Source organism: Micromonospora sediminicola (assembly GCF_900089585.1).
Lineage (GTDB): Bacteria > Actinomycetota > Actinomycetes > Mycobacteriales > Micromonosporaceae > Micromonospora > Micromonospora sediminicola.
In genome coordinates this window covers 1,357,812-1,374,778 of the sequence record NZ_FLRH01000004.1, presented here as the reverse complement: position 1 = coordinate 1,374,778, position 16,967 = coordinate 1,357,812, and the positions used below count along the sequence as shown (strand labels likewise).

The window sequence follows — 16,967 nt, the reverse complement described above, 5'->3', positions numbered from 1 at the left end:
CGCACGCACCCCCGGGTCGGCCCCCCGCGACCCGTAGCCGCGTCCGGCAGAACCGCGACCCGCGACCCACGACGCGCGAGCCGCGACGCACGACGCACGACGCACGACGCACGACGCGCGACCCGCGACGCGCCACGCGCGACCCGCGACGCGCCACGCGCGACCCGCGATGCGCGAGCCGTAGCCGTGCCTCCCGCGACCAGCAGCCGCGTCCGGCTGGCCCCGCACCCCGCAGCGGCGACCGGCGACCGGCGACCGGCGCGTGAGTCGTTTCTGATATCAGCTTCAGAGGGAGTCGCGGGGAGGTGTCCGCCCGTCGCTGGTGGGCCGCTAGACGAAGACGTCGAGCAGGAGGACGCCGAGGAAACCGACCACCGAGATGATCGTCTCCATCACCGACCAGCTCTTGATGGTCTGCCCGACGGTCAACCCGAAGTACTCCTTGACCAGCCAGAAGCCGGCGTCGTTGACGTGCGAGAAGAACAGCGAGCCGCAGCCGATAGCCAACGCCAGCAGCGCCACCTCGGGCCCCTGGAGCGTGGCGGCCAGCGGCGCCACGATGCCGGCGGCGGTGATGGTGGCGACGGTGGCCGAGCCGGTGGCGACCCGGATGCCGACCGCGACCAGCCAGCCGAGCAGCAGCGGCGACAGGTTGGCGCCCTCGGCGGCGTCGGCGACCAGGTTGCCCACGCCGGCGTCGACCAGCACCTGCTTGAAGCCGCCGCCGGCGGCCACGATCAGCAGGATGCCGGCGATCGCCGGCAGCGAGCCGCCCAGGAAGCCGGAGACCTGGGTACGACTGAACCCGGTCCGGTAGCCCAGGAAGATCATGGCGAAGATGACGCCGGCCAGCAGCGCGACGATCGGGGTGCCGATGATGTCCAGCGCCTTGCGGCCGGCGGTGCCCTCGTCGAGGGCCAGTTCGCCGATCGCCCGCAGCAGCATCAGCACCACGGGCAGCAGCACGGTGACCACGGCGGCCCAGAGCGCGGGCGCCCGGCGCGAACGCGGCCCGGCCGGCTCGTCGATCGACGCGCCGGGACGGCCGGTGCCCGGGTTGACCAGGTCGTCCGCGGTGACCAGGTCACCGTCGGCGTCCAGCCGGCCGTCGCCGGGGCGGGTGGGGCTGCGGTCGACGGCGACCGCGCCGTCGCGCCGGGTGGGCAGCAGCGCCTCCGGGGCGGTGGCCGGCACGTACCGGGCGATGATGTTGCCGAAGACCGGGCCGGCGATGATCACCGTGGGGATCGCCACCAGCAGGCCCAGGGCGAGCGTCTGACCGAGGTTGGCGCCGAGCGCGTCGATCGCCACCAGCGGGCCGGGGTGCGGCGGCACCAGACCGTGCAGGACCGACAGGCCGGCCAGCGCCGGGATGCCGAGCTTCATCAGCGGCACGTCCACCCGGCGGGAGACCAGCAGCACGATCGGCACCAGCAGCACCACGCCGACCTCGAAGAAAAGCGGCAGGCCGATGAGCGCCGCCACGCCGGCCATCGCCCAGGGCAGCGCGCCGCCGGAGACCCGGCCGACCACCCGTTCGACGATGCTGTCCGCCCCGCCCGACTCGGCCAGCATGCCGCCGATCATCGCGCCGAGCGCGATCAGCAGGCCGACACCGCCGACGGTGGAGCCGACCCCGCCGCTGAACGAGGTGACGATCTTGTCGGCGGGCACGGCGGCGACCACGCCGAGCACCGCGGCGCCGAGGATCAGCGCCAGGAACGGGTGCACCTTGCCCCAGGCGATGAGCAGCACCACGGCGGCGATGCCCAGCAGGGCGGCGACGACGAGTTGGGTGTCACCGGCGTTCGTGAGTGGTTCCGCCGGCGCGGCGAGCAGTGAGACCACGGCGATCACGACCTTCGGTTGGTCATTGGGGAGGAGCGGTGGGTGATGGTTCCGGCGGCAGGCTCGGCGCCAGCCGCCGCAGCGACGCGAAGGTGGGCACGAGTGCGTCGTACAGCTCGGAGAAGAGCGGGAGCAGCGCCGCGTAGGTGGCGGCGGAGGCGGGATCCGGCCGGACCGTCTCCTCGATCCGGACCAGGTCGGCGGCCACCTCGATCGACTCGATCAGGCCGAGGGCCTGCATGCCGAGCAGGGCGGCGCCGAAGCCGGAGCCCTCGTGCCCGGCGGGGAAGCGCACCGGCATGCCGAGCGCGTCGGCGAGGATCTGCCGCCACAGCGGGCTGCGGGCGAACCCGCCGCTGGCGCGGATCTCGCGTACCTCGTTGCCGGCCGCGCGGACCGACGACAGGACCAGGGCGAGCTGCTGGCAGACCCCCTCCAGCGCGGCCCGGACCAGATGCGGCCGGCCGTGGCCGTGGGTCAGGCCCACGTACGCCCCGCGGGGCAGCGCGCTCCAGTGCGGCGCCCGCTCGCTGAGCAGGTACGGCAACATGATCAGGCCGCCGGAGCCGACCGGCGCCCGGGCGGCCAGGTCGAGCAGTTCCTCCTCGGCGTGCTCGCCCAGTTCGGGGGCGAGCGCGTCGTTGGCCCACTGGAGCACGATGCCGCCGTTGTTGATCGCCCCGCCGACCACCCAGCGGTTCTCGGTGAGCGCGTAACAGAAGACGCCGCCGAGCGGGTCCACGCCGGGACGTTCCACCATCACCCGCATCGCCCCGCTGGTGCCGATGGAGCAGGCCACCACACCCGGCTGCACCGCGCCGAGCCCGAGGTTCGCCAGCGGCCCGTCGCCGGCGCCGACCACCAGCGGGGTGTCCGCCGGCAGGCCGGTGGCCCGGGCCGCCTCGGCGGTCAGGCCGGGCAGCACGTGCGTGGTGGGTACGAGCTGGGGGAGCTGCTCCTCGGTGATGCCGGCGACCCGCAACGCCTCGCTGTCCCAGGCCAGCCGGTGGATGTCCATCAGCCCGGTGGCCGAGGCGACCGAGTGGTCGGTGACCAGCGCCTCGGCGAGCCGACGCAGGACGAGGTCCTTGATGCCGACCCAGTGCGCGACCCGCTCGTGCAGCTTCGGTTCCTGCTCGGCGAACCACACCAGCTTGGGCAGCGGCGCCATCGGGTGCACCGGGGTGCCGGTGCGCCGGTGCAGCGCCAGTCCGGACGGCGCGGCCCGCAGTCGCTCGGCCTGCGCGCTGGCGCGGCTGTCGGCCCAGGTGATCGACGGGGTGAGCGGGTTGCCGTCGGCGTCCAGCCCGATCAGGCTGTGCATGGCGGTGCTGAACGACAGGCCGGCGACCGGCCGGCGCAGCTCGTCGACGACCGCGCGGATCGCCCCGAGCACCGCCTCGTGGATGAGGTCCGGGTCCTGCTCGGCCCAGCCCGGATGTGGCTCCTCCAGTGGGTAGCCGATCGAGTGGCTGGCCAGCTGGCGCCCGTCGGTGTCGAACGCGACCGCCTTGGTGCTGGTGGTGCCGATGTCCACGCCCACCACGACGGCCGGGTCGCCCACCGGTGCACCTCCTCGCCGCCGCAGGGCCGCTCGCCGCCCCGCCCTGCGGCTGACGTTACCGACGCGGCCATCACCGCGCATGGCGAAGCGCGGCTGCCGGGAACCGGGTGGCGCGGAACGTGAATCGACGCAGGAGTTTCCGCCGATAGTGGCGGTCAATCAGCCGATCGGTCGAATTAGCGACTTTCGCGTGTCTTCGTACCCCTGCGCCGCCGTTGACATGAATGACACCCCGATTGGTGGGCTCGCGCGGCGGAGGAGTCGGCGTGGCGATGACTGATTCGACGGGTTCCACATGGCGTTACCGGTGGGCGCACCGGCAGAACGAGCGGCGGCAGCGCGTCTTCCGCGCCGCCGACGAGGCATGGCGCCGCCGTGACGACGAGCTGCGGCGGCTGCGTACCCTCGCGGTGTCCTTCCACGGGTCGGTGCGGGCCGGCGCGGGCCTGCCGATGGAGCTGGACCCCGGCGAGGTGGTCTTCTGGACGCTGCCGGCCGCGCAACTGGTCGAGGTGCGGCACACCGCCGTACTGCCCGCCCCCGAGCTGACCGTCGACCCCGATCCGCCGCCGCTGCGCCCGCGCCGGCCCGAGGGGGTACGGGTGTCCGACGCCGGGCTGGCCGTGCTCACCAACCGGCGCCTGGTGCTGCTCGGCGGGCGGGGCCGGCGCGACTGGGCGTACGGGAGGATGACCGGGCTGTCCCACGACCCGGGCGCGCCGGTCACCCTGATCCAGGTGCTGGACCGGCGCCGTACCTCGGGGTTGCTGCTGCCCACCGGCGCGGTGGCCGACTTCCGGTTCAAGCTGACGCTGGCCTTCGCCGACGCGATCGAGCAGCGCGCCGCCGTCGTGGCCGAACTGGACGAACTGCTGGAGGAACACGCCGCGCTGCGCCCGCTGCGTCCGGCCGTGCTCACCCCGGCCCAGGCCCGGATGTCCGCGCTGGTGCCCGGCGGCCGGCGGACCGTCGCGGTCGGCGCGGCGCTGGCGCTGATCGTGCCGGCGATGCTCTTCGAGTCCAACCCGCCCACCCGGGCCGGCTCGGAACGGGCCGCCGCCGCCACCCCGGCGGCCACCGGCACGCCCGCGCCGCCGGCCGTCGCCCCGGCCGTCCAGGTACGGCCCAGCACCAGCCCGACGCCGCGGCGTACCCGCCCGACGCCGTCCCGCACCGCCGTCCCGCAGCCCGCCGCCGAGCGGCGCTGCGGCGCCCCGGCGAACCCCTTCGGGTACGACTTCTGCGGCGGCGCACGGATCCGCAAGCCGGCCGCCGGGGTCTGCGACTGGTTCGCGTGCGTACCCGGGTTCTGGTCCGACCGGGGCTGGCTGGTGCAGTGCCGCGACGGCGCGATCAGCCGGACCGGCGGCCAGCGCGACGTGTGCGCCGGCCACCAGGGGCTGCGGCGCACCGTCTGGAGCTGACCGGTCACCCCACCGGTCGAGGCGTGACCCGCAGCGGTGCCAGGCCGACGAGGACCAGCGCGGCCCCGACCGGCAACAGGTCCAGGTTCACCGCGATCGCCAGGAACCCGACGAGCACCAGCACCGGTGCCCACACCGGCAGCAGCCGCGTCGCCGCCGCCCGGTAGAGCAGCACCAGCAGACCCACCTCGAACAGCAGGGGCCCACCGAGCAGGACCGGGTCGGGGGTGTCCACCGCCGCGGCGAAGCGCGGGAACAGGTCGCCGAGGATCACCCAGACGAAGGCGGCCGCGCCGACCAGGCCGGCCAGTGCGGCCGCGTCGTCAAGCGTCCGCAGCCGGGTCGAGCGGCTCCGCAACAGGCCGTGCAGCCCGACGATCAGCGCCGCGAAGCAGAGGACGCCGAGGAGGAACAACGAGTGCCCGGTGTTCCAGGCCCAGGCGCCCTTGTCGCTGTGCCCGTCCAGGCGGTCGAGCAGGCGCAGCAGGCCGTAGCCGAGCAGTAGCGACGCCGCGGCCACGGCGGTCGGTCGCAACCAGGGGTACGCCGGACGTGTCCGGGAATCGAGGGTGGTCATCGCCTCAGCCTGCCGACCACCCGTCCCCGCCACATCCGGGAGCGGTCCCGCATCACCCCCGGATCAATCCGCTCGCCTCCCGTAGGGGTGCCCGGTTAGCGTCCGGGCGTGTCCCGCACCGTCACAGTGGTCCTGGTCGACGCCGTCGGGCGGCTGGTCGGCGCGCTGCCTCCGTTCGAGGTGCCCGAGCCGTGGTGGCAGCAGGTCGCCTCGGTGGTCGAGGAGGCCCGCCGTCGCCACGGCGTCGAGCTCGCCGTGCTGCGGCTGCTCGACGCCGACCGTCCCGCGCCGCCCGGCGGCCACGTCCGCTACCTGGCGCAGGTCGCCGACGCTCCTCGCGTACCCCTGGAGCCGGCCGTCGTGGACCTCGCGCCGCACCCGCTGCGCATGCCGTGGGCGGAGGTCGGCGGCCCGGCGGACAGCGTCGCCTGGGCAACCGAGGAGCTGCGGCGACTCGGCCGCCCGGTGACCGCCATGGCCCAGCAGCGCACCTGGAACCTCTCCGCCATCTGGCGCCTGGACACCCCCACCGGCCCGGCCTGGCTCAAACAGCTCCCCCCGTTCGCCCGCCACGAACCTGCGGTCCTCCACTGGCTCCTCACCACCCCGGCGGCCGGCGGACGGGTGGAGGTGCTCACCGTGGGTGGGGAGGGGCGGGTGTTGCTGGGGCACGTGCCGGGGGACGACCGGTACGGGGCCGGGGAGGGTGAGCGGACGGCGATCGCGGCCGGGCACCACGCGGTGCAGGTGCGGGCCGTGGGCGAGGTGGACCGGCTGGTCGCCGCCGGCGTACCCGATCTGCGGGGGTCGGGGCTGGGCCGGTGGATCCGGGAACGACTGGCCGGGCACGACGTCACCGCCGCCACCCGCCTGCTCGACGGGCTCGACGACCGGCTCGCCCGGGTGCGCGACTGCGGGCTGCCCGACACGCTCGTGCACGGCGACCTGCACCCGGGCAACGTGCGCGGCGGCGAGTCCCGGCGGGTCGTCATCGACTGGGCGGACGCGTTCGTCGGCCACCCCGCCTTCGACATCCTGCGCCTCACCGAGGACCTCGCCCCGGCCGCCGCCGACCGCCTCGTCGACGCGTGGGCCGACCGGTGGCGGGCCGACGCGCCCGGCAGCGACCCGCGCCGGGCCGTCGACCTGCTCCGGCCGGTCGCGCCGCTGCGACTGGCCGCCGTGTACGCGATGTTCCTCGCCGGCATCGAACCGAGCGAACACCCCTACCACGTGCACGACGTGCCGGCCGCGTTGGCGCGAGCCGCCGCAGCGGCGCGACCCTAGGCCCGGCGTACCGGGATCCATAGCTCCGCGTCGGCGGTGCCGCCGCCCTCGGCGATCCGCACCCGGGAGATCTCCGGCCCGGGCCGGATCTCGTACGGGTTCGACGGGAACCACTGGGTGAACACGTCCCGCCACAGATACTGCAACGCCTGCGGGAACGCGCCGGTGCTGCGGAAGACCGCCCAGTCGCCGGCCTCGACCGGCAGGCTGTCCAGGTCGTCCGGCACCTCGGCGCCGGTCACCACGCCGTGCCAGTAGTCCAGCTCGGCGCCCTCCTCCCGGGACCCGGCCAGGTCGTCGCTGACGTTGACGATCCCGTGCGGCTCCTGGTCGGAGAGGGCCTCGATCCGGCGTACGGTCGTCGGGTCGATGCCCTTGACGAACGCCACGATGTGGGGGTTCATCCCCTCGTGGACCAGCGGCACCCGGGCCTTCACCCCGACGAGCCGGAAGGCGTCCTTGGTCACGATTCGGTAGTCCATGCTGGTGCTCCCTTCGACGACGAGTCGGAAGGACATCCGCGGCTGGGAACGCAGCACCGCCCCGGTGCGCCGTGCCTCGGCCGGGCCGACGCCGTGCACCGAGCGGAACGCGCGGGCGAACGCCTCGTTCGAGCCGTAGCCCCAGCGCACCGCCACGTCGAGCAGCGACTCCCGGCCGGCGAGCACGTCGGCGCCGGCGAGGGTGAGCCGGCGGCGGCGCACGTACTCCGACAGCGGCACCCCGGCCAACGCCGAGAACAGCCGCCGGAAGTGGTGCTCCGACACGCAGGCGATCCGGGCCAGCTCCGGCACGTCCAGCGGCCGGTCGAGCCGCTGTTCGAGGTGGTCCATGGCCTGGTTGAGGCGGTCCAGCACGCGGGTGCTCCTTCCTGGTTACGCCTTCGACGCTAGGGTGCCGGCCGCCCGCCGACCCGATCCCGCCGGACCCGTTCCGGTCGGCCTTCGTGCGATCCGTTACCGCGACACGTCGCGTCGGGGCGGACGCGGAGGGGGCGGCAACCCATAGCATCGATGCTATGGGTTGGGGTATGGTCGAGCTGGAGCCAGAGGTACGGAACTGGTTGGAGGGATTGTCCACGGCGGAGTTCGCTCGGGCCGCCTTCTATGTCGATCTGCTCGCCGATCGAGGCCCGCTGTTGGGGGAGCCGCACACGCGGCAACTCGACGGAAAGCTTCGAGAGCTGCGTTTCCACCTGGAGCGTGAGGCGATCGGGCTGACCTACTGGATCACCTCCGAGCGGAGGATCATCCTGCTGACCGTCTTCCGCAAGACGAGGATGCGGGAGAGCCGTGAGGTCGAGCGGGCACGTAGGGCTCTTGAGCGATGTGCAGCCGAGCGTCACACCGTGACGGAGGGGGTGGAGTGATGACAGAGCAGACCGACTGGGAAGAGCTGCGGCAGCGTCGGATGGCGGAGCCGGGCGCGGAGGAGGCGTACGAGGCCGCGCGCCTCGCCTTCGAGCTCGGGCACGCCGTTCGCGAGCTGCGGGAAGGGCTCGGCTGGAGCCAGTCACAGCTGGCCCGCGCGGCGGGGATGACGCAGTCGGCGGTGGCCCGCTTCGAGGCGGGAGGCACCGTGCCGACTCTGGTCGTCCTGGAACGGCTGGCCCGCGCGCTGGACATGCGCCTGGACGTCCGGTTCTCGCCGCTCGCGGACGCCGCCTGACCCACCTGCCGGCACGGGAGCCTGGCGGCGGTGTCGCATCATGACCTCGTGATCATGCGGAAGCGACGCCACAAGAAAAAGAAGAAGGACCGGGACTGGTGCGACTGCGACTGCGACCTGCTCGACTGTGACGGTCCCGGCTGTTGCGACCTGGGCCTGTTCTCGACGCTGCTGACCCTCGGCTCGGTGACCGCCGGCGTGGTCCGGGCGCCCGCCGTGGACCGGGCCGGTCGGGCCGCCATCCTCGGCTACCGGCGGTGGCTCTCGCACCGCTGGCCGGGGACGTGCCGCTACACGCCGACGTGCAGCGCGTACGGGCTGGCGGCGGTGGAGCGCCACGGGCTGGCGGTGGGCGGTCGGATGGCCGCCGACCGGGTGCGCCGCTGCCGCCCTGACGTCCCGCACGGCACCCCTGACCCGCTGCGCTGACCGGGTCAGGGGACCCGGGTGGGGCCGCCGAAGACGACCGGGACGCCGGGGGAGTGCAGGACGCTCACCGGCGGCCCGTCCGGCGCGGGCAGGCCGGCGGCGGTGACCAGCTCGTCGTCCAGGTGCAGCAGCTCGGCGCGGTGCAGCGGCCACCGGGGGTGCCAGTTCGGCAGGTGCCGGGTGGCGCCGTACGCCCGGGTGTGCAGGCCCCAGCGCGCGGTGAGGAAGTGCTCCAGCGGCGTCGGGTCGGGGATCGGAGCGCCGACGCGGACGGTCATCGCGCTGGTCGCGCCGGCCGGGCCCGGCCAGCGGCGGCGGCAGCGGTAGGTGAGCGTGTCGCCGGACCGCTCCAGCCGCATCGCCGACCACTTGTAGGGCAGGCGCAGGCTGATCTGGGCCACCAGCACCGGCACCAGCCGGGACGCGTCCAGCGAACGGAACACGACCGCCCGCCGACCCGCGCCGTCGACCGAGTAGAGCCGCACGTTCGTCTCCCAGAACGTGCCGAAGTAGGGCACGCCCGGCCCCCGACCGAGCCCCAGCCCGACCATCCGGAAACCGATCAGCCCGACGTAGGTGAGCCCGTCGAGCGTGTCGGGTCGGGTGCCGGCCGGCAGCAGCGGCGCGACCCGCTCCGGCGGGACCGCCCAGTGCAGGAACGTGAGATCGTGCCAGCGCTGGGCCAGCCAGGCCCGGCGGATGGCGCGGACGGGCGAGTGCTCGACCGGTTCGACCTCCACCGTCTCACTCCGGCCGGTGGCAGACCGCCTCGACGTTGTTGCCGTCCGGGTCGCGGACGAACGCGCCGTAGTAGGCCGCGTGGTATTCCGGCCACACCTTCGGCGCGTGCAGCACCTCGGCCCCGGCCGCCACCGCCGCGTCGTGGAACGCCCGCACGGCCGCCCGGTCGGGCGCGGTGAACGCGATGTGCACCGGCACCGGAGCGGCGTCGGCCGGCGCGGGCTCGACCCAGAAGTCGGGCGCGTCCACGCCGTAGCCGATCGGGCCCGGCTCCATGATCCGCCGCCCGCCCAGCGGGGCGAGCACCGCGTCGTAGAAGGCGCCGGCCGCCCCCAGGTCGCGCACCGCTACGGAGAAGTGGTCGAGCACGTCGCCTCCCTGCGATCGTCGATGACCCCGCCAGGCTACGAGCCGCCTGTGACATTGCACGCCGCAACGCCACGGCGGCGGTACCGTCGGACGATGCGGCTCACAGTGCTCGGCGGGTGTGGGGTCTGGCCCGAGGCGGGCCAGGCGTGCAGCGGCTTCCTCGTGGAGGAGGCCGGGTTCCGGCTGCTGCTCGACCTCGGCTACGCCACGCTGCCCCGCCTGCTGGCGCACGTCACCGCCGACCAGGTGGACGCCGTGTTCATCAGCCACGGGCACCCCGACCACTGCGCCGACCTGAACCCGTTCCTCCGGGCCCGCGCGCTGCGGGACGACCCGCCGTCGCCGGTGCCGGTGTACGCGCTGCCCGGGGCGCTGGACGCGGTGCTGGCCCTCGACCGGCCGGGAATGCTCGACGCCGCGTACGTGCCGCACGAGTTCACCGCCGGGGACGCCCTCGACATCGGACCGTTCCGGGCCGAAACCCGCCTGCTGCCGCACTGGGTGCCCAACGCCGGCATCCGGCTCACCGCGGGCGGCCGGGTGCTCGCGTACACGGGGGACACCGGCCCGAGCCCCGACGTGGTGGCCCTGGCCCGGGACGCGGACCTCCTCGTCGCCGAGGCCACCTACCTGCGCGAGGTGCCGGAGGACTCGCGGGACCATCAGTCGAGCGCGCGCCAGGCCGGCCGGCAGGCCGATGCCGCCGGCACCCGGCGCCTGCTGCTGACGCATCTGCGGCCCGGGACCGACCAAGCCGCCGCCCGTGCCGCGGCCGCCGAGGAGTACGCCGGTGAGATCGCCGTCGCCACCGCCGACCTGGTGGTGGACGTCGCCTGACCGGGGCGTCTACCGCTCCCTGCCGTCTGCTCCGGCGGTCGCCGGGGCCCTCGCTCCGGCCCGCCGGCGCACGGTCTCCCCGACGATCAGCAGGCCGGGGAGGGCGCCGGCCAACCAGATCAGGCCGACCGGCCAGTGGATCAGCGAGCCCACCGCGCCCCGGATCTCCGGCACGTCACCCACCACGTAGGACGCCTCCGGATCCGGGCTGCGGCAGTCCAGCGTCCACATCCCGGCCGCCGGCACCCGCACCGTGGCCACCCAGGCGTACGACGCGGCGTCGCCCCCGTAGTCGCCGGGTGGAACGGACACCGGCTCGGCGGCCCCACCGACGCCGTCGACCCGGCAGTCCGGGTCCGTCGACGCGAACCCCACCGCGAAGATCGCGTACGCCCCGGCGGCCGGCACCGTGAACCGTCCCGCCGACGTCGCGTACGGCCCGACCCCGCCGTACTCCGTGGGGGGTTGACCGGCCGTGCTGCCCTCGGCGCCGAGCCGTACCGTGGTCTGCGCCAGCACGGCCCCGAGCAGCACCGCGAACCCGCCGATCAGGTAGCCGCGCCGGGACGCCGGCCGGTCGGTGCGGGGTAGGCGCCCGCCGGTGGCGTACCCGAGCAGCGCCCCAACCACCGCGAGCGCCAGCCCGCCGAGCAGAGCGCGCCCCCAGCGGGCCTCGCCGGTCAGCGGCACCACCCAGCGGAAGAACGCCAGCGACCCGGCCAGAAGCGCCGCCGTGACCAGTGTGGACACGCCGACGGTCAGCGCGAGGCCGGGGACGCCGCGCCGGCGGGGCCGCCCGGCGGCCAGCAGGGCGGCCAGGGCCGGTGACGCCAGCACCGGCCACCACAGCGCGGAGGACAGGGGCTGGTCCTCCTCCCACCGGTGCGTCCACTGGAACCACACCAGCGGGGCCGGCACGGTCGCCAGGAACCACGCCGCCAGGACTCCGGGAACGCGGGGGCGCTCGTGCATCCACCGATCCTCGACCAGCGGGAACATCGACGCCAGGCCGCGAGCCGTCCGAAAAGGATTGCTCACGGAGGGTAGGATCCTGCGCGAGACAGTCGACACACGGGGGAAACGATGTTCGAGCGACTGGGCAGATTCGTCGTCGGCAAGGCATGGTGGGTGATCGGCGGCTGGACCCTCGCCGCCATCGCGATCGTCGTCACCAGCCCCTCGCTGAGCGACATCACCTCCGCCGACCAGGAGAGCTTCCTGCCGCGCTCCTACGAGTCGGTGCAGGCCACCGAACTGGCCACGAAGTCGTTCCCGCAGGCGGCGACCGCCACCGCCACCATCGTGGTCAAGCGGAGCGACGGCAAGCCGCTCACCCCGGCCGACGAGGCGCGCGTCGGGCAACTCGCCCAGGCGCTCAAGGCCCGGAACATCCCGCAGACCTCCGGCTACCTCACCGGCCCGCAGGCCGTCGCGCCGGACAAGTCGGTGCAGATCATCTCCGTCGGCCTCGACGCCGACACCCCGGACGACCCGAAGCTGCTCGACGCCGTCCGCGACCTGCGCGCCGACCTCGGGCCGGACCTGGCCGGCAGCGGCCTGACCGCCGGTGTGGCCGGCGACGTGGCGAGCTTCGTCGACAACGAGGACACGTTCAACTCCGCGTTCGCGGTCGTCGGCGTTGCCACCATCATCCTCATCATCGGGCTGATCCTGATCATCTTCCGCAGCCCGATCGCGGCGCTGCTGCCGGTCGTGGTGATCAGTGTGGTCATGTCCGTCACCACCGGGCTGGTCGCCGCCGCCGGCAAGGCGTTCGACCTCAACGTCAGCCAGGACCTCCAGACCATCCTGCTGATCGTGCTGTTCGGCATCGGCACCGACTACATCCTGTTCCTGCTGTTCCGCTACCGCGAGCGGCTGCGCGCCGGCGACGACAAGCGCACCGCGATGATCGTCACGGTGCAGCGGGTCGGCGAGGTCATCACCTCCGCCGCCGGCGCGGTCATCGTCGCGTTCCTGGTGCTGCTGCTCGCCTCGCTGGGCTTCTTCGGCTCGCTCGGCCCGGCGCTCGCCATCGCCGTCGCCGTCATGCTGGTCACCTCGCTGACCCTGATCCCGGCGCTGGTGTCGCTGCTCGGCCGGTGGGTGTTCTGGCCGTCGAAGGCGTGGCAGCGTACGCCGAAGGCAAGCCTGTCCCGACGGCTCGGCGCCGCCGTCGGCCGCCGGCCCGCCATGGTGGCCGCGGCCTCCGGCGCGCTGCTGGTCGCGCTCGCCGCCGGGGTGCTCGGCTACAAGGCCGACTACGACTTCAGCGCCGGCTTCCCGCAGGACACCGAGTCCGCGCGGGCCGCCAAGGACCTCCAGCGCGGCTTCGCCGCCGGGGCGCTCGCGCCCACCGAGGTCTACCTGACCACCGGCACCGGCACCCCGCTGACCGACCAGCAGGTCAACGACTTCGCGGCCGCCGCGGCGAACGCGCCCGGCGTCGCCCGGGTCCAGCCGCCGGAGCGCAGCGCCACCGACCCGGGCGTGGCCCGGATCAACCTGCTGCTCGACGAGAACCCGGTCTCCAACGAGGCGATCAGCCTGGTCCGCGACGACCTGCGCGACGACCTGCACGCCAAGGCCCCGGAGGGTACGAAGGCGCTGGTCGGCGGGCCGACCGCGATCTTCGCCGACATCAACTCGGCCAACAACCGCGACCTCTCGGTGATCCTGCCGGTGGCCGCCGGCCTGATCGCGCTCATCCTCGCGCTGCTGCTGCGCAGTCTCGTCGCACCGATCTACCTGGTGATCGCGGTGCTGCTCAACTTCGCCGCCACGCTGGGCGCGACCGTCTACGTGTTCCAGGGGCTCCAGGGCAACCCGGGTGTCACGTTCCAGCTGCCGATCATCCTCTACCTGTTCGTGGTGGCGATCGGCACCGACTACAACATCCTGATGATCGCCCGACTACGCGAGGAGGCGCGGGAGGGCCACGAACCCCATCAGGCCGCCGCGATCGGCGTGGAACACGCCGGCCCGACCGTCGCCGCGGCCGGGCTGATTCTGGCCGGCACGTTCGGGGTGCTGATGCTCGCGCCGATCTCGTTCCTCCAGCAGATGGGGTTCGCGGTGGCGATCGGGATCGTGCTGTCCGCGTTCGTGATGTCGATGTTCTTCGTGCCGGCGTTGACCGGGCTGATCGGGCACACGGCGTGGTGGCCGGGGCACGGAGGCGAGCGGCGCAACGGCGGGGGCCGGCACGCGGCACCGGAACCGGTGGGCGAGGCGCAGGTCTGACCGGGCCTCACTGCTCGCCGGGGCGGACCAGCCCGCTCTCGTACGCGATCACCACGAGCTGGGACCGGTCGCGGGCGTTCAGCTTCTGGAGCAGCCGGCTCACGTAGGTGCGGGCGGTGTCCGGGCTGAGGAACAACACCTGCCCGATCTCGGTGTTGGACCGCCCCGCGCCGACCTGGGCGAGCACGTCCCGCTCCCGGGCGGTGAGCCCGGCCAGCCGCGCCGGGTCGGTCACCGGGCTGTGGGCCGCCGCGGTCAGCACCCGCCTGGTGACGGCCGGCGAGAGCAGCGCGTCGCCGCCCGCCACCACCCGGACGGCCTCCCGCAGCGCGTCGGGCGGGGTGTCCTTGAGCAGGAAGCCGGCCGCCCCGGCCCGGATCGCCTCGAACAGGTACTCGTCGTCGTCGAACGTGGTCAACATGACCACCCGCACGCCGGTGAGCCGCGGATCGGCGAGGATCCGCCGGGTGGCCTCCAACCCGTCCCCGCCGGGCATCCGCACGTCCATGAGCACCACGTCGGGCCGCTGCTCCCGGACGACCGACAGCCCGGCACCACCGTCACCGGCCTCACCCACCACCTCGATGTCGGAGGCGCGGTCGAGCAGCGCCCGCAGGCCGGTGCGGACCAGGTGCTGGTCGTCGACGAGCACGACGCGGATCGCGGTCACGAGGTCACCCGCGCCAGCGGCAGGTGGACCGACACCCGGAAACCGCCCGTCGCGGCGGTGCCGGTGTCGACGCTGCCGCCCAGCAGGGCGACCCGTTCCGCCATACCGCGCAGCCCCTGACCCTTCCGGCCCGTCGCCCCGGCGGACGGGCCGCCGCGACCGTCGTCCACCACCTCCAGCGCGAGCCGACCGGGTGTGGCACGGACCGTGACGGCCACCCGGGCGGCCCCGGCGTGGCGCAGCACGTTCGTCAGCGCCTCCTGCACAACCCGGTAGACCGTGCTGCCGACCACGGCGGGCAGCGCCTCGACCGGGCCGTCGACCCGCAGGTCGACCGCCAACCCGCCCCGACGCACGCCGTCGACGAGCGCCGGTAGCTGGGCGAACCCGGGCGTGGGCTCGTGTGGCCCGGGCTCGCGGCGCAGCGTGCCGAGCGTCGCCCGCAGCTCCGCCATCGCGCTGCCGCTCACCGAGTGGATGGCCGCCAGCGCGCCCTCCGCCTGCGCGGGATCCCGGTCGGTGAGGGCCTCCCGCGCCACCGCCGACTGCAACGTGATCACCGACATCGTGTGCCCCAACGTGTCGTGCACCTCCCGCGCGATGCGCAGCCGCTCCGCCTCCACCTGCCGGGCCGCCTCGCGGTGGCGCTCCTCGTCGGCGGCCATGGCCTGGCGGACCAACGCCGCCCGCAGCGACCGCCGGTTGCGTACCGCGTCTCCGAGGGCGATGACGGCGAGGGCCAACGCCGCCTCCGAGCCCAACTCGGCGCCGACGACGACTGCGACGTCGTCGCCCTCGACGAGCCGGACCGCCACCGACACGGCCAGCAGCCCGCCGGCGACCAGCGCGGCCGGCATGACCCGCCCACGCTCCGCGACCCGGTAGAGCACGGCGGCGGCCGGCGCGACCACCCCGACCGGCGGCAGGTCCAGCGCGTAGTAGGCGAGGATGCCCACCGCGGTGGCCAGCAGCGCGGGCAGCGGCCACCGCCGGGCGCCCAGCACCAGGACCCCGAGCCCGACCGCCACGGCGCAGGCGAGCACGACGCGGGCCGGCGCGGTCCCCTCGGCCACCACGGCCACCACGACCAGGGCGACGGTGGCCGCCGCGAGCAGCGCGTCGGCGCGGGTGGGCGAGGTGTCGGGCACGCCTTCGAGCCTAGGTCCGCCCGGGCCCTCGGCGCTGTCGTCCGCAGGCGTCAGGGGCAACCCCGAGGTGTACGTCGACAGGCGACCCCCGGTCGCGCGGCGGCGCGGACGACGGTCAGCCGGCGCCGACCTAGCGTCGATGACATCCCCACCTACGAGGAGAAACACTCATGTCCCGTACCAAACTGACGTGGATCGCCCTGATCGTGATGGTCTGGGCGGCGATGATGTCGTTCGGCGGGGTCGCCGCCGAGACCGTCATGCTCTACCCGAACATCTTCAACGACCCGCCCGCGTCCCTGGAGCGGGCCCGGGAGTTCCTGGTCGACGGCGGCCCGCACGACTACTTCCCGCCGCTGGGCGCGTCGGTCGTGCTGAGCAGCGTCGCCGCGACGCTGCTCACCTGGCGCGACCGCCGGCTGCGCTGGTACGTCGCCGGCGCGACCGTCGTCTTCGTCGCCTGCGAGTTCCTGTTCTCCGCCGTCTTCTTCTGGCCGCGCAACGAGATCATGTTCGTGGACCCGGTGGGGACGCACTCGCCCGAGTACCTGCGGCAGGTGGCGGCCGAGTTCGTCGCGGGGCACTGGGTGCGCTTCGCCGGTGGCGCGGTGACCGCCGTGCTGGCGTTCGTCGCGCTCCTGAAGTTCGTCCGGTCCACCGCACCGTCGGCGGTCGGGCGATGAGCGCCCGTCGTGCCCTCGGGTTCTCCTGGCCGGCGCTGGTGGGACTTGCCGGGCTGGCCGCGCCCCGGGTGGCGCTGCACGACCTGGACGTCGTGCCGGAGGGAACCGTGGTGGCCGCGCTGCTGGCGGTGGGGCCACCGCTGGTCTGGGTGGCAGTCGTGCTGTGGCGGCGACCACCGCGCCCGTTCCTGACGCTGGTGGTCGTGGGCGCGCTGTACGGGGTGTTCCTCGCGGTCGGTCACCAGGTGTTCTGGGACCCGTCGCTGGGGATGAACGCGCCGGGGCTGGCCAACATCTCACCGGGGGCGCGAGAAGCCTTGTTGCGGGCTTCGGCGGCCGTATCCAGTCTGGTCACCGGGACGATGGTCGGGGTCATCGCCGGCGGGGTGGCGGCGCTGCTGTGCCGTTGGAAGCGTCGGCCGGACCGCCACCGGATTGCCGGCTGAGTGGGGCGTTGCCTCTGCGTTGCCTTTCGAGCT

Annotated in this window: 18 protein-coding genes; 9 read left to right on the top strand and 9 right to left on the bottom strand. The window is 74.2% G+C overall.

Annotated features, from left to right (window positions below; genetic code table 11):
• Positions 1-330: 330 nt before the first annotated feature.
• Together GA0070622_RS27980 and GA0070622_RS27975 are read right to left on the bottom strand one after the other, a co-directional pair.
• Positions 331-1,848, bottom strand: coding sequence for a GntT/GntP/DsdX family permease (locus GA0070622_RS27980; protein WP_091584140.1), 1,518 nt, complete (start codon positions 1,846-1,848; stop codon positions 331-333).
• A gap of 22 nt (positions 1,849-1,870) precedes the next feature.
• On the bottom strand, positions 1,871-3,412 hold the full coding sequence (locus GA0070622_RS27975) for a gluconokinase (protein ID WP_091581406.1): 1,542 nt from the start codon (positions 3,410-3,412) through the stop codon (positions 1,871-1,873).
• 266 nt (positions 3,413-3,678) lie between these two features.
• Here GA0070622_RS27975 and GA0070622_RS27970 point away from each other — a divergent pair, with 266 nt between their 5' ends.
• Positions 3,679-4,836 (top strand): hypothetical protein, encoded by a 1,158-nt coding sequence (locus tag GA0070622_RS27970; RefSeq protein WP_091581402.1) that lies wholly within the window; start codon positions 3,679-3,681, stop codon positions 4,834-4,836.
• Positions 4,837-4,840: 4 nt separating this feature from the next.
• On the opposite strand, the gene GA0070622_RS27965 is transcribed toward GA0070622_RS27970, so the two are convergent.
• A complete protein-coding gene (locus GA0070622_RS27965; RefSeq protein ID WP_091581397.1) occupies positions 4,841-5,413 on the bottom strand; it encodes a hypothetical protein in 573 nt (190 codons plus the stop codon).
• Positions 5,414-5,521: 108 nt separating this feature from the next.
• Between GA0070622_RS27965 and GA0070622_RS27960 the strand changes: the two genes are divergently transcribed.
• Positions 5,522-6,700 carry a phosphotransferase family protein gene (locus GA0070622_RS27960; protein ID WP_091581392.1) on the top strand — a complete coding sequence of 393 codons (1,179 nt, stop codon included), beginning with the start codon at positions 5,522-5,524 and terminating at the stop codon, positions 6,698-6,700.
• On the opposite strand, the gene GA0070622_RS27955 is transcribed toward GA0070622_RS27960, so the two are convergent.
• Positions 6,697-7,557, bottom strand: a complete 861-nt coding sequence (locus GA0070622_RS27955; protein ID WP_091581388.1) for an AraC family transcriptional regulator — start codon at positions 7,555-7,557, stop codon at positions 6,697-6,699. The two genes, GA0070622_RS27960 and GA0070622_RS27955, sit on opposite strands and share 4 nt — an antisense overlap.
• A gap of 173 nt (positions 7,558-7,730) precedes the next feature.
• Between GA0070622_RS27955 and GA0070622_RS27950 the strand changes: the two genes are divergently transcribed.
• Genes GA0070622_RS27950 through yidD form a run of 3 tightly spaced genes read left to right on the top strand, consistent with a single transcriptional unit; the run spans position 7,731 to position 8,797 of the window.
• Positions 7,731-8,069 (top strand): type II toxin-antitoxin system RelE/ParE family toxin, encoded by a 339-nt coding sequence (locus tag GA0070622_RS27950; protein WP_218060640.1) that lies wholly within the window; start codon positions 7,731-7,733, stop codon positions 8,067-8,069.
• The gene (locus tag GA0070622_RS27945) at positions 8,069-8,368 is read left to right on the top strand and encodes a helix-turn-helix domain-containing protein (RefSeq protein ID WP_091584135.1); all 300 of its coding nucleotides are present in this window, start codon (positions 8,069-8,071) and stop codon (positions 8,366-8,368) included. The genes GA0070622_RS27950 and GA0070622_RS27945 overlap by 1 nt, the downstream gene beginning before the upstream one ends.
• 54 nt (positions 8,369-8,422) lie before the next feature.
• Entirely contained in the window at positions 8,423-8,797 is a 375-nt protein-coding gene (gene yidD, locus GA0070622_RS27940; RefSeq protein WP_245666978.1) for a membrane protein insertion efficiency factor YidD, read from the top strand.
• 5 nt (positions 8,798-8,802) lie between these two features.
• Here yidD and GA0070622_RS27935 read toward each other — a convergent pair whose 3' ends face one another.
• Together GA0070622_RS27935 and GA0070622_RS27930 are read right to left on the bottom strand one after the other, a co-directional pair.
• Positions 8,803-9,537 (bottom strand): YqjF family protein, encoded by a 735-nt coding sequence (locus GA0070622_RS27935; RefSeq protein WP_091581375.1) that lies wholly within the window; start codon positions 9,535-9,537, stop codon positions 8,803-8,805.
• 4 nt (positions 9,538-9,541) lie between these two features.
• On the bottom strand, positions 9,542-9,907 hold the full coding sequence (locus tag GA0070622_RS27930; protein WP_091581372.1) for a VOC family protein: 366 nt from the start codon (positions 9,905-9,907) through the stop codon (positions 9,542-9,544).
• Between the two features lie 93 nt (positions 9,908-10,000).
• Here GA0070622_RS27930 and GA0070622_RS27925 point away from each other — a divergent pair, with 93 nt between their 5' ends.
• A complete protein-coding gene (locus GA0070622_RS27925; protein ID WP_091581368.1) occupies positions 10,001-10,744 on the top strand; it encodes an MBL fold metallo-hydrolase in 744 nt (247 codons plus the stop codon).
• A gap of 9 nt (positions 10,745-10,753) precedes the next feature.
• Here the strand turns inward: GA0070622_RS27925 and GA0070622_RS27920 are convergent, their stop codons facing one another.
• Complete coding sequence (locus GA0070622_RS27920) at positions 10,754-11,782, bottom strand: hypothetical protein (RefSeq protein ID WP_245666870.1); 1,029 nt, start codon at positions 11,780-11,782, stop codon at positions 10,754-10,756.
• Positions 11,783-11,827: 45 nt separating this feature from the next.
• Here GA0070622_RS27920 and GA0070622_RS27915 point away from each other — a divergent pair, with 45 nt between their 5' ends.
• Entirely contained in the window at positions 11,828-13,987 is a 2,160-nt protein-coding gene (locus GA0070622_RS27915) for an MMPL family transporter (protein WP_091581364.1), read from the top strand.
• A 7-nt stretch (positions 13,988-13,994) separates the two neighbouring features.
• On the opposite strand, the gene GA0070622_RS27910 is transcribed toward GA0070622_RS27915, so the two are convergent.
• Entirely contained in the window at positions 13,995-14,657 is a 663-nt protein-coding gene (locus GA0070622_RS27910; RefSeq protein ID WP_091581360.1) for a response regulator transcription factor, read from the bottom strand.
• The gene (locus GA0070622_RS27905) at positions 14,654-15,805 is read right to left on the bottom strand and encodes a sensor histidine kinase (RefSeq protein ID WP_091581356.1); all 1,152 of its coding nucleotides are present in this window, start codon (positions 15,803-15,805) and stop codon (positions 14,654-14,656) included. The genes GA0070622_RS27910 and GA0070622_RS27905 overlap by 4 nt, the downstream gene beginning before the upstream one ends.
• Positions 15,806-15,975: 170 nt before the next feature.
• Here GA0070622_RS27905 and GA0070622_RS27900 point away from each other — a divergent pair, with 170 nt between their 5' ends.
• Positions 15,976-16,488, top strand: a complete 513-nt coding sequence (locus GA0070622_RS27900; RefSeq protein WP_091581351.1) for a DUF1772 domain-containing protein — start codon at positions 15,976-15,978, stop codon at positions 16,486-16,488.
• Complete coding sequence (locus GA0070622_RS27895) at positions 16,485-16,934, top strand: hypothetical protein (RefSeq protein WP_091581348.1); 450 nt, start codon at positions 16,485-16,487, stop codon at positions 16,932-16,934. The genes GA0070622_RS27900 and GA0070622_RS27895 overlap by 4 nt, the downstream gene beginning before the upstream one ends.
• Positions 16,935-16,967 lie beyond the last annotated feature (33 nt).